Below are 13,678 nucleotides of genomic sequence, written 5' to 3' on the forward strand. Positions count from 1 at the left end.
TGGTGTGTGAGGCGCTCCCCGTCAGAGGAATCTGGCGGGGCCGTCTACACGATTGCGCCTTTTTGTAGTTTAGTATTCTTCATCATGTTTATCTATAGAAAAAGATCATAGTGTTTATTTTTTTAATAATCTATTTTCTCATAACTCATCATTTTTACCTTTAAAGAAAGTCGGTAGCAAGCAATAATTAGAACTATGCATATTATAATTGATATTACAGTAATTCCTAGTGAAGTACTTGTGTTTAAAATGGTTTCATCCTGACGTACCACATAATTTATTAAAGCGAAGGTGAGCACATTGTTTACGAAATGTATAAATATTGGTACTAGCAAGCTACCTGACCAGTAATACAAATAACCTAACAGCCCTCCCAAAACCACTCTTGGAAGAAATCCTTGAAACTGAAAATGAATAAAACTAAATAAAACTGCTGATATCCAAATGGCAACATGGGGATTTTTAAAAATTCCATAAATTTCGTTCTGTATGACTCCCCGAAACAGTAATTCTTCTCCAACACCTGCTAAAACAGCTATTACAAATAAAATAGGAATTATCTCATACCAGAAATCATAAAGCACTATTAAGTCCGTAACTTTTTGAGCACGTTCTTCCATTCTCAAAATAACTTCTTGTAGGGCAGATAATTTTTCAGGTAGTTGAATTTGTTGATTAAATTCAATTAATTGAGATATGAATGGCAATGCAGTTAAAAAAATGAAAAGTGATATTAAAATAAAGCTTCCTAATCGTTTTTTCCTAATCACAAATATCGGCTTTAAATTCTTCTGGAAAAAAAATACGTAAAGTATTGGCAAGACAAAATATACAAATATTGCATTGAGTGCTTGCATTTGTAATAAGAAAAACCTTGTACCTGTTTCGCCTTCCATTTCAAATATCATTCTTTCAGAATCAGTAAGGTTTGTTCCAGTAAATACGGACAAAAGCAACTGACTTAAAAAGGCTCCCACAAAAATAAAACCCAGTAGCCGCAAAACTACTCCCGTTAATTGGAGAATCTTTAGTCTAATAGGATTGTAAAAATAATTAAATTGGTTCTCCATAAAACCAGTATTTTTTTCAAATATTGTAAGTTAATCATTAGCTAAGGTTTCCGGTAAATACTTGGAATATTCATTCAATTGCGCATTGCGGTCCCGCGATGAAACGTGTCCCGAAGGGCATATTTTATAGCAATTGTTGGGCTTTCGTGTTTTTTTTCTTTTTCGTCCGAGCGTTGGGATAGACACACTCTTTGACAAGCTTTGGATTGTGGGATTGCTTTGAACTGCTTGACAATATGTGTGGCTATTTAACATTGGCATTAGAACATTTTCATTTGAGACTCAATTTTTGGATGAAAAGTCCCAATTATCATAAATGGATTGTGCGAAACGTAATGGTTTTTCTGTGTTGTCCCTAAAAAGAAATACAGGTCTTTGGTCATGGCAAAGTCATCGAAATATTTCTTACGCACATCGTCTATCGCTTTCTGCTCATTTCCTTCGTATTTGGCAAGTTGACGCCAAAAAAGCTGTCCCGTTTCCCAATCTTCGATCATCATGTTGCTCTCTTTCCCTTCGTTGTCTAGAAAGCGGAACTTGAACTTATACGGTAACTTCCTAACTACTTCAAATCTCGTTTCAAAGAGATTCTGTTGAGCAAGAATAGCTTTTTGCTTGGAGCTCCAATCACGATCTACGGGCTCAGCATAGAAGTCCAAAATCTGAGAAGGTTTAAATACTGCTAAAGAAGTCCCAATTTTTTTGTCTTTAGCTTCTGCGATGAGTTCAGATAAGTTGTAGTAAATCTTATCTAGACATAAGCCCTTTCGCTCTTCCCAATTTTGAGCCGTATCTACATGCCCAACAAGGTTAATCTCTGTTTCTAAAGTAGCAGGTCTATGGCTTTCAGGCCGAAAATCACTTGTGTTTTTGACCAAGTCTAATTCAATCCAATCGTATTTTTTGTATTGCTCGGTGTAAGCCCGTTGTCGAAAGGGTATTGGGTAAATTCTTATCCAAGTTCCGTCTTCTTTAAAACCTGCCGTGCAAACCAATTCATCATATTTTGAAGAAATGGTTGGATAGGTCTTTACAGTGATTAGAACTCGAGTTACCGCCATTTTTACAGATGTCTTAAAGAATATTTGAAGTCAGGAGATTTGGAAATGAATTCTGCTAAATGCGAACGGTGACATTGACACGGCTTTGCTTCAAAACAAGTAAGCGCGATGCGCTTGTACTGCACTAATAACTTTAGAATTTCTTGCTGGGCATTTTTTGTTTCTGACAACGTAGTCTTGCGGTATTCGGCAAATAGCCTGTCATAATCAGCTTGTGATTCGAGTTGCTGCCGTTTATCTGAATTAATTCCTACTTCAGGAATATGAAAATATTCAATGCTTAAGCTGTTACAATATTTTTTCAGCAGCGTTTTACTGAATCCAAATTTCATACTGAGCGGATTTTTTCGGACATCAACCAACAGCTTCACATTGTTTTTAACTAGCTTTTGCAAGTATTTTTCTAGTGAAATGCCTTCATAGCCTATCGTGAACAAGGTTGTTTCTTTGACTTTAGGTATGGCTTTTTCAACAGGATCATATAAGCGTCCTGGCAATATATCATTAGCAATAGTGCTGTATATCGCATAAAACGGAAAATTCAAATAGGTGTGTTTGATCAGCGCATAACTGCTCATTGGTCCATAATCCGAAACCACTTCTTGCAATAGCCTTGCATCCGCTGGTCTTAATTTCTGACAGTAGTTTGATCTGTCTTCTTTCGAGTACTTATTTTCCGTCTCAGATAAATAGCCCTTTCTGACCATAGTATTAACATCTGCTTTTGCCGAATATGAATAACATCCATATTTGTAAGGTATAAAGTCGTATTCAGCTTGCGGCTTTTTCTCAGAGTAAAGAAATAGCAGTTTTTGTAAACGCAGTTTTTCTACTTCCCCACCCAGCAGTTCAATCAATCCTAGTATTATTTTTCGTCTGTAGAACATTTGTCAAATTTACCCCTAATCATAGGCTTTTCCCAAATTGGAACACTAATTCTTCAACACTCAAATTGGATAGAATTCAGCCAATTCTTTGTGTCAGTGTTTTGGCGAATAACAGGCTCTTTTGGATTTTAAGTGTTGGCTTTGTGTATCAGCAAAACCAAATGTGCCTGTTTGTGCGTTCGCGATTTTACATGAAGCCCCACTATAATGCCATGTTTTATTAGAGGAGTTGCATGTATACGGACTACGTCCACCTCCAGGTTTACATTTCACAAATTAAGGATTTCGGATAAGGAATCAAGCCGGGAAACTGAATTTTTATTGGAAACGCCGGGGATGTTGCAGTTATTTTCCATAGCCCTGAATTGACCTGGGCTGGGGTTTAACTATATCCCTTTTATCCTATTTATAACGCCGGCGGGGCAATTATAATGCCGGATCCCTTGCACCGATCGTTTAATACCCCTCCCTGAAACGTGCACGTTTAGTAATTACAAATGGCTTTTGAGCGGCTTTTTTTTTACATCAGCGATGACAGCAGGCTGAAGTGAGCTACTTCACCCAATAGCAGCAACTCGTTTTCCGCAAACGAACCAAAAACCTCCGGCTAAAAATGCCCCTTTCCAACCATTTCGTTTGATTTATAATGATTTAGTTATATATTGAGGAAGATTCTATCAGGCTACTTATCTGCCGCTTACGCTAAATCATACGCTGCGTGAATACCATAAGCCAACTCCTGAATTGGGCCGCTCATAAGGCGCGGGCAGGGTTGCCCTCCCTGATTGTCGGCATCGTCCTGTTTACTGCATGCTCAGAACCTCCACTTGGTGCAAACTTCAGGGGGTACTTTTCAAAAACTGAGCTGGTAGCGTTGATTGGCGAAACGGTTGCATTAACCGAAGGAGAAAAGCCACTGAGCTACCTGTTCAACATGACTTTTTTTGACGGCCTGATCCTGGTCAATGAATTTCCGGACCGGGAATATACCTACAAACTAATTGATTTGAGAGACAAGTCTATCAGGCCGTTTGGAAAAAAGGGAGAGGGACCCAACCAATTGCTAAGCGATGCTTTTTATTTTTCCGTTGACCAAAGGGACAAAAGGCTATACCTGACAGACCAGGTGCACCATTACATCCACGACATCGATGCCTTGAAAAGTGGGCGGGATGAGCCCGCAGCGAAGTTTACCATCGATCAACAGGAAATGGGGATGGACAAGGCGGTACGCGGGGTGATCGTTGAACATACTGAGAGAGGCATCAAATGGTTCTATACCAATGAGCCGGTCTATATAACGGAAGAAGGCGAAGTACTTCCTAAAAACCAGGCCGATGAAGGAATTCGCTCCAAAAAATGGGTTCCTGCCGTGAGCCCGCTTTCCGACACCATTCGTCTGGTCAACAGGCATCCATAACCCCCAACTCATTATTTTTCGGTAAAAATTCCGGTCAAGATTTGGTCTTCATCGCAAGAAATTATGGGGAAGACCCTGATTCAGTCACCAATAATGCCTATTTCATGTGTTTATAATTGTCTTTAAGTTGCCACATGGAATCTTTGACGATTAAAATCATCATTGCCCTGTGTGTTTAATGATGATTTTAATCGTGTCGATTTCGTCACATAAATTTGATTTTAAAGCCCTTACAGCTTATTCTTGTTACATGATAAAACTCCACACCATTACCTCAATTTTTATCCTCTCACTTTTTTCCTGCCAGCCAGGTGAGGAAGGTAAAAAAGGAATTCAAAAAATTGTATGGGATTTCTTTTTTTAAGGAGGATGTGCTGTTCGAGTATGATTTAAAATAAGGTAGGATAATTGTGAGCAGCTTTACCAGTTGTGAAATTTTTGAGCGGTATCAGGATTTGGTTCAAAAGCCTTTAATTCACTGACATTAAAAGACGGTTTAGCCAGGTAAAGGAAATAGTTTGATCAGTTCCCATAAATAATGGTAATAAATGATTTTTATCCCTGCAATTTTAAAACTGTAGGGATGTTAAAACGAAACTTGTAATCGGATTTTTTGTTTTCGGTACCCTACTTTCCCGTTACGGGACTCATCGGACCCAGGCAGGTTGGTCAATCTACTGCGCTGGGCGAAGTTTGTAACTTCGTCCCTATATTTTCGAAATTGTAAACAGAAAATACTAACAAAAAGGCCATTTGCAATGGCCAATCCTTACACGTCAAAAAAACGATATTTATTTACGGGCCGCCATTGTTTTTTTCCCGGATCGCAGCATGTGAAAAAATGGTAGCTCCTGCCAGAGTTCATTGCCTATTGTTTTGATTTAACTCCCCCCTATCAAAAAAACCGCAGGAATCTTGTGTAGGTCCGGTTTTTCTTTGCGCCAGTCCGCCACCTTCCTGGTACGCACCATCTCCCCCTCCCCGGTAAGTTCACTGGCAATGCAAAGCAGGGTCTTTGCATCCAGCTGCTCCAGCAAATCTTCCAGCAGGCGGTTGTTTCGGAAAGGAGTTTCCATAAATAGCTGAGTGACTCCCTGCTGCAAGGCTGTCTTTTCCAATTCCTTTATGACGGGTATCCTGGCTTTTCGGTCAATGGGAAGGTACCCGTGAAAGGTAAAGGCCTGCCCATTGAACCCGGAACCCATCAGGGCCAGAAACATAGACGAGGGACCGGGCAGGGGCACCACCCTGATGCCCAGCTGATGGGCCCAGGCCACGGCCCTGGCCCCGGGATCGGCAATGCCCGGGCAACCCGCTTCTGAAATAATCCCGGCATCCTGTCCTTTCAACACAGGATCAAGGAGTTTCCTTACCTGAGGGTCAGGCGTTTTTTTGTCCAGCTTTTCCATGTGAATCTCTTCCAGATTCAGCCCCAGTTTCAGGCTGCTGATGTATCTTCTGACAGTCCGGAAATCCTCCACCAGGTAATAAGAGGTGGCCGCAATTACGTTTTTGACCACAGGGGCCATCATATCAAGGCCGGTTTCAAGCACCAATACATTTGGTATCAGGTATAATATTCCCTTAGCTTTCATTATTTTTGTTTATGGAAAATGGAATGCCTTCGCTAGCAAAAGTACTTATTTTTGTCGGACTGCTGTTACTGCTAGCCGGATTGCTGCTCTGGTGGCTGCCCAAATTTCCTGGTTTTAAAGGCATTCCAGGAGATATGGTATTCAAAAAAGAAAATTTCACCTTCTACTTTCCCCTTGGGACCAGCATTCTGCTTAGTTTGTTGTTGACCTTATTGCTCTATTTGTGGAGAAAATTCGGGGGATAATTGGTCAAAAAACAGTATTTGCCCGAATGAATACTTCAGAAAAAAAATGATCTTCTGCTGATCCTGAAAATCACGCATCCAGAAAAAAATATGCACTTTTTCCCGCTTTGGGATCTGGCAAAAAAGGTGGAACAGACGCATTTCTGATTTTACTGTCTTTTTTCGATGGACATGTTTTTACGCTCCGGTTCAGATTGCTCCCTTCGGCAGGCTCAGGGACCAGAAGTACTTGGGCTACCGATGACGGGTTTGGTCGTCACTGAGAGAACTCAGGTTAAAAGCTATTATTCACAATCAGCATCAACAATACCAAGTTGATTACCAATCTAAAAATCCCTAAAAATACAGCCGTTTTTAAATGATCCACCAGCTGCCTGTTTACCAAACTGATGTAAAGAAGTATACTTACCAGCACCAGGTTAAAAAGGGTAATGGCAATCAGGGAGTACTCATACCATAAAGGCAGATCCAAGCGATAAAATACCCCATAAAGGATGTAGATGGCCAGGGTTAGCGTACTGCTGCGTATGTTCCATTTTTTAAGCTGTTCCCTGCTTTTAATAATCCCGTTCATGGTTCTTTTTTTGCGAATATTTTAAATGTAACCAAATGAAAAGGAATTTAAAAAATATTCGCCTGGAGGATTCCCATATATTACAAAAAGCACTTGATCTTCCCGAATTTTGCGTTTTAAAAAATGTTAGGTCTCGCAATGACGGGTCCTGTCGTCACAGCGAGGGTGCGGTTTTAAATAGTTTACCTTATAGAAAATAGCTTACGCACCTTCAGCAGTCTGAACGGATACGGAGGCCCGTTTCCAAGCTTACTGCTTTTTTTCAATGGCGAGATTTCCTAAGCGTCAAGAAAGGCTTTCAAAGTAGCCACTACCGCATCTGGCTGCTCTGCATGCAACCAGTGCCCGGCATTTTTGATGTGAATGATGCGGTTGTCAGGGAAAAGTTTTTCTATAGCATCCTTGTCACTGCTTTTGATATAATCCGAATTGGCCCCTCCCATAAACAAGACGGGATTTTCAAAAGGCTTGTCCGAATCGATGGCTTCACCTACATTTTCTATTTGTTGCGTGATCACCGGCAGGTTGATCTTCCAGGCAAAAGCCCCCTCCGTTCTGGTCAGGTTTTTCAATAAAAACTGCCGGATACCCTTTTCGCTGATGTATTTGGCCAATATATCTTCTGCTTCCTTTCTGGAAGCCAATTTTCCGGGATGTACTGCATTCAGGGCTTCCAGGATGGTTTGGTGATGAACGGGGTAAGGCCTGGGAGCGATATCTGCCACGACCATTTTTTCAACCCTTTCCGGATACATCAGGGCCATTTTCATGGCTGCTTTTCCTCCCATCGAATGGCCCAGCAGGTACACGCGATCCAATCCTTCTGCATCCAGCAATTCCCTGAGATCCTCCGCCATTGCCTGGTAGTTCCATTCATCGGAATGCGGAGAATCACCATGATTGCGCTGGTCAACGAGATACAGGGTATAGTTTTCTTCCAGGCTTTTGGCAATTCCCATCCAATTATCCGCAGAGCCAAACAGCCCGTGAAGGATGATCAGTGGCTTGCCTTGCCCGCTTTTTTTAAACTTAAGTTGCATTGGTGTTTAGTTTTCAGTTTCCAGTTGTCTCCGGTACATTTGGATGGTGTTTTCCAGGCCATAATACAAGGCATCACAAACCAGGGCGTGGCCGATGGATACCTCATCCATAAAGGGTATTTTTTCTGCCAGAAATTTCAAATTATGCAGGTCCAGATCATGCCCGGCATTAATGCCAAGGTTAAGCTCCCGGGCCAAATGAGCCACTTCCACATAAGGGGCCACCGCCATTTCCTTATCCTGATGATACAGGCTGGCATAGGGTTCCGTGTACAGCTCCACCCGATCGGTGCCGGTGGCTTTCGCCGCTTCAAAGAATTTTGGTTCGGGATTGATGAAAATGGATGTTCTTACCCCATATTCGTGCAATTCTGCTATAATATCCCTGAGCATATCCTGGTGCTTTAAGGTGTCCCAGCCGGTATTGGAAGTCAGGGCCTCAGGCGGATCAGGAACCAGGGTGGCCTGGGCCGGGCACGCAAGCCGGATAATCTCCATATACCGCTGATCGGGATAGCCTTCTATATTAAACTCTGTTTGTACCTTGTCTTTCAGTTCCATCACATCAGCGTACCGAATGTGCCTTTCATCCGGTCTGGGGTGAACCGTGATGCCCTGGGCTCCAAAGCGCTCGGCATCCAGGGCAACTTTGACCACATCCGGGTTATTGGCACCACGGGCATTCCTGAGGGTCGCAATTTTATTTATGTTAACACTTAATTTCGTCATGTTCCAAATATCAGCTAATTTTGCACTAAATTAAATATATTGCTGCAACATTGGTAATACCGTTAAAGTTAAGGCGTTTTTAATTTTAAATTGAAATCAGAGAGGCAAAGGTACCAAAAAGCTAAATTTCAAAGCCATGAGTTTAAAAATCACCATAGAAAAAGAGATCAAACAGGCCATGCTGGCTAAGGATAAGGACAGATTGCGCGCGCTACGTGCCATTAAGTCGTTGATTATGCTGGAAGAAACCAAGGGAAGCGGAGAGAAAGGTTTGGCTGAGGCGGAGGAAATCCAGCTGTTGACCAAAGCCGCCAAGCAACGCAAGGACTCCATAGAGATTTTTGAGAAACAGGACCGCAAGGACCTGGCCGCTCTGGAAAATTCCGAGTTGCAGGTCATTCAGGAATTCCTGCCCAAACAGTTGAGCGAAGCGGAACTGGAGGCCGAATTGAAAGCCATTATCGCTGAAACGGGGGCAGATGGGCCGAAGGATATGGGCAAGGTCATGGGAGCAGCTACCAAAAAACTGGCAGGAAAGGCAGATGGAAAAGTCATTTCCCAAAAAGTAAAGGAAATGCTAAACTAAAAACAGGGCGGTTTTGAGTACCATAGACATCATCATATTGGGCATGCTCGCTGTAGGGGCGTTCAGCGGCTACAAGCAGGGGCTGTTTATAGGGTTGTTGTCTATTCTGGCCTTCTTTATTGGCATTATTCTGGCGTTTCGCTTTATGCATTGGGGAGCCGAAATTTTAGCAGATAGAGTAGAAAGCCTGACCTTTATGCTTCCATTTGTGGCATTTATATTGATATTTTTAGCCGTCACCATCACCATTCGGATTCTGGCCTATTTGGTAAAAAAAGCCCTTAACCTTACCATTTTGGGTACCTTTGATAGTTTTGCCGGAAGTATTTTGGGCATTGCAAAATGGGCCATCATGATCAGTTTACTAATTTGGGTAGCGCATTCATTTGAGTTTGATGTACCGGAAGAAATGCAAGAGGGGGCAGTAGTGTATCCACTGGTAGTGCCGGTAGCGCCTACTTTGGTTTCTCTTCTGGATGATTATACCCCTGTGATTGACGCCGCCATAGCTACCGTTAAGGAACTCGTAAACGACGCAGGTAGTGATCCTTCTAATTGACAATTTTGATTCTTTTTCCCATATCCTGGCAGATTATTTCAAAAGGTCCGGGGAGGCAGTCATGGTGGTTCGCAATGATGTACCGCTTCCTGCCTTGTCTGATTTGGAATTTACTGCGCTAGTACTTTCCCCCGGACCAGGTAGGCCCGAAGAGGCAGGCAACCTGATGCAAATATTGGAATACTATGTTGATAAGGTTCCGGTATTGGGGGTTTGCCTGGGGCATCAGGCCATTGGTACCCTTTTCGGTGCCGGTTTGCAAAGAAGTATCCGTCCCATGCACGGCAAGGTATCCTGGGTTAATCAGACATCACCGCAACCCTTTTTACAGCAGGTACCGGACAGGTTTCAGGTTACCCGTTACCATTCCCTTGAACTGACTGCTCTTCCACCTGAACTGGAAGTGGTTTTGGAAACAGACCAGGGTGAAGTCATGGCCATTTGTCACAAAAGCCTACCTGTAATCGGACTACAATTCCATCCCGAGGCCCATCTCACCCAATACGGAGAAATAATTATCCGGAACTGGGTGGAGCTGTTTGCGCAGGAAAATAGCAGCAAATTGCTTACAGAATAGGGGAATAGGGTAGATTTAGGAAAAATTTGCTGCCTTTTCCACAAATATCAGGACGATTTTATGCTAATTGAACAAAGGAAGACGAGAAGCCGTTTTATTTTACGAATCCTTTTAATACCTTTAGCTATATGCGGGCAAATGACTTTATCAATAATCTGATTCCACCCCTGAAATTTACGGACAGGGTGAGACTGGCGCTTTCCTGGATGGAGGAGATCAGGACTAATATTTTGCCTGTGGTGGAAAAAGGGAATTTCAAAGGTTTTATCACTGATGAAATCATCTACGAGATCAATAATCCTGACCTGAGCATAGCTGAGGTAGAATTGCTTGCCAGCTCTTGCGTGGTTCAGATGGAGAAGCACATTTATGAGGTGCTGAGAATAGCCTCCGAAAACCAGGTGAGTATGGTGGCTGTTCTGGATAAGGACCAAAAATACCTGGGTGTGGTTTCCGAGGAAGATGCCATTACGGCATTTACAGATACCATTTCCATTCAGTCTCCCGGAGGCGTGCTGGTTTTGTCCATGTTTATGACCGATTACAGCCTTTATGATATTGCCAGGGTAGTGGAATCGGAAAATGCCAAAGTACTGAGCAGTTTTATTTCCACCGATCCCCTGGATGACAGTAAGATTAAGGTCACCCTTAAAATAGATCAGATGGAATTGCGGCACATTAAAGCCACCCTGGAGCGCTTTGGTTACAAAATCATCGACCATTATGAAGAAGAAGGGGGAATCACCAGTGAGCAGGACCGTTTGGGCAACTTATTGCGATTTTTAGATATCTAAACCCACATGAACGTTTTACTTCACGGCATAAATATCCTACCGGAGTTTCAAACATACATTCAGCAGTTAATACAAACTTTAGAAAGGCAGGGGATCAGGGTGGTAATAACCAAAAGTCTCCACCAAAGCATGGGTAAAGGAGCAAAAAAAAATGCTTTGCCTCCTTTGCTAAACGCTAATGAACCTATTTCCTCATTGGATTTTGTGCTTTCTATAGGAGGGGATGGGACCCTATTGGATACCATTTCCCTCATTGGCGCCCATCAGACACCCATACTCGGCATCAACACCGGGAGGATGGGGTTTCTGGCAACCATTGCAAAAGAAGAAATCGATTTGGCCATAACAGACTTGCTGGGCGGCAGGTATTCTCTGGAAGACAGAAGCCTGGTTTGTCTGGAATCCAATATTCCTCTTTTTGGGGGGATGAATTTTGGCCTCAATGAATTTACCATACACAAGCGGGACACCTCCTCTATGATTACGGTACATACCTATATTGATGGGGATTACCTGAACAGTTATTGGGCCGATGGTCTGATTGTTTCTACCCCTACCGGTTCCACGGGTTATTCCTTAAGCTGTGGAGGCCCCTTGATATCCCCATTGGCCAAAAATTTCGTGATCACACCAGTTAGTCCGCATAACCTGAATGTCAGGCCTATTGTGGTTTCAGACGATAGCGAAATCTCCTTTAAAATTGAGGGGAGAAGCGAAAAATTTCTGGTATCTTTAGATTCCCGATCCACCCCCATTGATGCCAGGGTAACCTTAAAAGTGAAAAAGGAAAAATTTGTGGCCAGACTGGTTAAGTTCCACAATTACAGCTTCTTTGACACCCTGAGGCAGAAATTGAACTGGGGATATGACATGAGAAATTAGTTTTAACAATATTTAACCCGGCATATACTGCGATGGGTTTTTTATTCGTTGGGTAGTTTATAAATTGCAGCGACTTGAACAAAACCAGGTTTTATACAAGATGTCTTTCCGTAATACTGGCCATTTTAGGTGTAGTCAGCACTTCTAATGGTCAGCAATATGAGGTAGGCCTCGGATTGGGAGCAGGCAGCTATACCGGAGATATCATCCGGACCATAGATCCGACCCAACTGGGAATTCAGGGAACGTTATTTGGCAGACGAAATTTTGACAATGCCTGGAGCTTAAGGGCTGGCATTTCCGTAGCAAGACTCAATGCTGCAGACAGTATCCGGCCGATAGACCCGGTAGCCCTGGCCAGAGGTGCACATTTCAACGGTACGATGATTGAATTGGGAGCTACCATGGAATTTCACTTTCTGGATTACCTGAGCCATCAATCCAATACCAGGTTTTCACCTTTTGGGTTTTTTGGTTTGGGTTATGGGATGTTCTTCGGCAATGGTCAATCCTACTCGGCTGATCCTCAACCAGGAAGTTACTCTGTTGGCACAGCCCTCATCCCCTTTGGATTGGGTATCAAATACAAATTGAAAGACCGGTTGTTTTTATCCGTAGAGGGTGGAGCTAAGGCTACCTTCTCCGATCATCTGGACAAGATCAGTTCCGATGCCAGTTATTTCCCCCGGTTCAGGACCGATCCTGGTACAGGAGATCAGGTACTGGACCCCGCAGCCATCAACTTTGGCAACCATTCCGACAGGGATTGGTACTATTTTTTAGGTGTTACGCTCAGCTATTCCTTCCACCAGGTTAAATGCTATCCGTACAATAATTGACCTCAGGATAGAATTTTTGAAAAAGAAGTGTCATTTTTGTAATTCAATTCCAATCAGTAGAATACATTTGAATGAAGGAAGCGATTGATAAGGGAAAAATTCCCAAACATATTGCAGTGATCATGGATGGCAACGGACGCTGGGCCCAGAAAAAAGGTGCCATGCGGATCTTTGGGCACCGCAATGCGATTGCTGCAGTGAGGGATGCCATAGAAGGATCAGCGGAGCTGGGAGTAAAATACATCACCCTGTATGCCTTTTCTACCGAAAACTGGTCCAGACCAAAGGAAGAAGTGGATGCGCTTATGGAAATTCTGGTACAGGCCATCACCGATGAAGTGCCCACCATGATGAAAAACAATATCCGCCTGTCCACTATAGGAGATACGGATAGCCTTCCCCCGGCTTGTAGAGAACACCTGAGAATGGGCAAGGAAGAGACCAAAGCCAATACCGGCATGACAGTAGTGCTTGCATTAAGCTACAGTGGGCGATGGGAAATCAGTCAGGCAGTCAGGAAAATTGTCAATAAAGTAGTCAGTGGTGAAATTGCTGAAGCCGATGTCAACCAGGAAATGATTGCTTCCTGTTTGAACACCGCAGGAATTCCGGATCCGGAATTGCTGATCCGCACCAGCGGTGAAATCAGGATCAGTAATTTTATGTTGTGGCAGTTGGCCTATACAGAGTTGTATTTTACAGAAGTATTGTGGCCGGATTTTCGGAAAAAACACCTTCATGAAGCCATATTGGCTTTCCAAAAAAGGGAGAGAAGATTCGGGAAAACAGGTGCTCAAATAAAGCCTTCATTTTAAGGTCA

At 42.9% G+C, this 13,678-nt stretch carries 16 protein-coding genes; 9 read left to right on the top strand and 7 right to left on the bottom strand.

Annotated elements, in window-relative coordinates; all coding sequences use genetic code 11:
- Positions 1–122 precede the first annotated feature (122 nt).
- From HUJ21_RS19915 to HUJ21_RS19925, 3 genes are all read right to left on the bottom strand, one after another.
- A complete protein-coding gene (locus tag HUJ21_RS19915) occupies positions 123–1,070 on the bottom strand; it encodes a type II CAAX endopeptidase family protein (RefSeq protein ID WP_291372286.1) in 948 nt (315 codons plus the stop codon).
- Between the two features lie 260 nt (positions 1,071–1,330).
- Entirely contained in the window at positions 1,331–2,131 is an 801-nt protein-coding gene (locus HUJ21_RS19920) for a hypothetical protein (protein WP_291372288.1), read from the bottom strand.
- Positions 2,132–2,133: 2 nt separating this feature from the next.
- Positions 2,134–2,988, bottom strand: a complete 855-nt coding sequence (locus tag HUJ21_RS19925) for a DUF488 domain-containing protein (RefSeq protein ID WP_291372290.1) — start codon at positions 2,986–2,988, stop codon at positions 2,134–2,136.
- 748 nt (positions 2,989–3,736) lie between these two features.
- On the opposite strand from HUJ21_RS19925, the gene HUJ21_RS19930 reads away from it, so the two are divergent.
- Positions 3,737–4,438, top strand: coding sequence for a hypothetical protein (locus HUJ21_RS19930; protein ID WP_291372292.1), 702 nt, complete (start codon positions 3,737–3,739; stop codon positions 4,436–4,438).
- 881 nt (positions 4,439–5,319) lie between these two features.
- Here the strand turns inward: HUJ21_RS19930 and HUJ21_RS19935 are convergent.
- A complete protein-coding gene (locus HUJ21_RS19935) occupies positions 5,320–6,033 on the bottom strand; it encodes an SAM-dependent methyltransferase (protein ID WP_291372293.1) in 714 nt (237 codons plus the stop codon).
- 23 nt (positions 6,034–6,056) lie between these two features.
- Here HUJ21_RS19935 and HUJ21_RS19940 point away from each other — a divergent pair, with 23 nt between their 5' ends.
- Positions 6,057–6,278: a DUF2905 family protein gene (locus tag HUJ21_RS19940; protein WP_291372294.1), complete on the top strand. Its 222-nt coding sequence runs from the start codon at positions 6,057–6,059 to the stop codon at positions 6,276–6,278.
- Between the two features lie 274 nt (positions 6,279–6,552).
- Here the strand turns inward: HUJ21_RS19940 and HUJ21_RS19945 are convergent, their stop codons facing one another.
- The 3 genes from HUJ21_RS19945 to HUJ21_RS19955 all read right to left on the bottom strand — a co-directional run bounded on the left by HUJ21_RS19945 (position 6,553) and on the right by HUJ21_RS19955 (position 8,621).
- A complete protein-coding gene (locus HUJ21_RS19945) occupies positions 6,553–6,852 on the bottom strand; it encodes a hypothetical protein (protein ID WP_291372295.1) in 300 nt (99 codons plus the stop codon).
- A 278-nt stretch (positions 6,853–7,130) separates the two neighbouring features.
- Complete coding sequence (locus tag HUJ21_RS19950) at positions 7,131–7,892, bottom strand: alpha/beta fold hydrolase (RefSeq protein ID WP_291372296.1); 762 nt, start codon at positions 7,890–7,892, stop codon at positions 7,131–7,133.
- Between the two features lie 6 nt (positions 7,893–7,898).
- A complete protein-coding gene (locus HUJ21_RS19955; protein ID WP_291372298.1) occupies positions 7,899–8,621 on the bottom strand; it encodes a pyridoxine 5'-phosphate synthase in 723 nt (240 codons plus the stop codon).
- A 136-nt stretch (positions 8,622–8,757) separates the two neighbouring features.
- Between HUJ21_RS19955 and HUJ21_RS19960 the strand changes: the two genes are divergently transcribed.
- From HUJ21_RS19960 to HUJ21_RS19990, 7 genes are all read left to right on the top strand, one after another.
- Positions 8,758–9,207, top strand: a complete 450-nt coding sequence (locus HUJ21_RS19960) for a GatB/YqeY domain-containing protein (protein ID WP_291372299.1) — start codon at positions 8,758–8,760, stop codon at positions 9,205–9,207.
- Positions 9,208–9,220: 13 nt separating this feature from the next.
- The gene (locus tag HUJ21_RS19965; protein ID WP_291372300.1) at positions 9,221–9,766 is read left to right on the top strand and encodes a CvpA family protein; all 546 of its coding nucleotides are present in this window, start codon (positions 9,221–9,223) and stop codon (positions 9,764–9,766) included.
- Entirely contained in the window at positions 9,750–10,343 is a 594-nt protein-coding gene (locus tag HUJ21_RS19970) for an aminodeoxychorismate/anthranilate synthase component II (RefSeq protein WP_291372301.1), read from the top strand. Before HUJ21_RS19965 ends, HUJ21_RS19970 begins: the two co-directional genes overlap by 17 nt.
- A gap of 128 nt (positions 10,344–10,471) precedes the next feature.
- Positions 10,472–11,137 carry a CBS domain-containing protein gene (locus HUJ21_RS19975; protein ID WP_291372302.1) on the top strand — a complete coding sequence of 222 codons (666 nt, stop codon included), beginning with the start codon at positions 10,472–10,474 and terminating at the stop codon, positions 11,135–11,137.
- Positions 11,138–11,143: 6 nt separating this feature from the next.
- Positions 11,144–12,019, top strand: a complete 876-nt coding sequence (locus tag HUJ21_RS19980; RefSeq protein WP_291372303.1) for an NAD kinase — start codon at positions 11,144–11,146, stop codon at positions 12,017–12,019.
- A gap of 74 nt (positions 12,020–12,093) precedes the next feature.
- A complete protein-coding gene (locus HUJ21_RS19985; RefSeq protein WP_291372305.1) occupies positions 12,094–12,858 on the top strand; it encodes a DUF6089 family protein in 765 nt (254 codons plus the stop codon).
- A 71-nt stretch (positions 12,859–12,929) separates the two neighbouring features.
- Entirely contained in the window at positions 12,930–13,673 is a 744-nt protein-coding gene (locus HUJ21_RS19990) for an isoprenyl transferase (RefSeq protein ID WP_291372306.1), read from the top strand.
- The last annotated feature ends 5 nt before the right edge of the window (positions 13,674–13,678 follow it).

The sequence above is a fragment of the Cyclobacterium sp. genome, from assembly GCF_014762705.1.
Classification (GTDB): domain Bacteria; phylum Bacteroidota; class Bacteroidia; order Cytophagales; family Cyclobacteriaceae; genus Cyclobacterium.

What these genes read in the sequence shown, in the direction of transcription:
- HUJ21_RS19980 (WP_291372303.1), top strand. Translation starts at nt 11,144, where the DNA reads ATGAACGTTTTACTTCACGGCATAAATATCCTACCGGAGTTTCAAACA.
- HUJ21_RS19990 (WP_291372306.1), top strand. Translation starts at nt 12,930, where the DNA reads ATGAAGGAAGCGATTGATAAGGGAAAAATTCCCAAACATATTGCAGTG.
- HUJ21_RS19950 (WP_291372296.1), bottom strand. Translation starts at nt 7,892, where the DNA reads ATGCAACTTAAGTTTAAAAAAAGCGGGCAAGGCAAGCCACTGATCATC.
- HUJ21_RS19935 (WP_291372293.1), bottom strand. Translation starts at nt 6,033, where the DNA reads ATGAAAGCTAAGGGAATATTATACCTGATACCAAATGTATTGGTGCTT.
- HUJ21_RS19915 (WP_291372286.1), bottom strand. Translation starts at nt 1,070, where the DNA reads ATGGAGAACCAATTTAATTATTTTTACAATCCTATTAGACTAAAGATT.
- HUJ21_RS19955 (WP_291372298.1), bottom strand. Translation starts at nt 8,621, where the DNA reads ATGACGAAATTAAGTGTTAACATAAATAAAATTGCGACCCTCAGGAAT.
- HUJ21_RS19975 (WP_291372302.1), top strand. Translation starts at nt 10,472, where the DNA reads ATGCGGGCAAATGACTTTATCAATAATCTGATTCCACCCCTGAAATTT.
- HUJ21_RS19960 (WP_291372299.1), top strand. Translation starts at nt 8,758, where the DNA reads ATGAGTTTAAAAATCACCATAGAAAAAGAGATCAAACAGGCCATGCTG.
- HUJ21_RS19945 (WP_291372295.1), bottom strand. Translation starts at nt 6,852, where the DNA reads ATGAACGGGATTATTAAAAGCAGGGAACAGCTTAAAAAATGGAACATA.
- HUJ21_RS19940 (WP_291372294.1), top strand. Translation starts at nt 6,057, where the DNA reads ATGCCTTCGCTAGCAAAAGTACTTATTTTTGTCGGACTGCTGTTACTG.
- HUJ21_RS19920 (WP_291372288.1), bottom strand. Translation starts at nt 2,131, where the DNA reads ATGGCGGTAACTCGAGTTCTAATCACTGTAAAGACCTATCCAACCATT.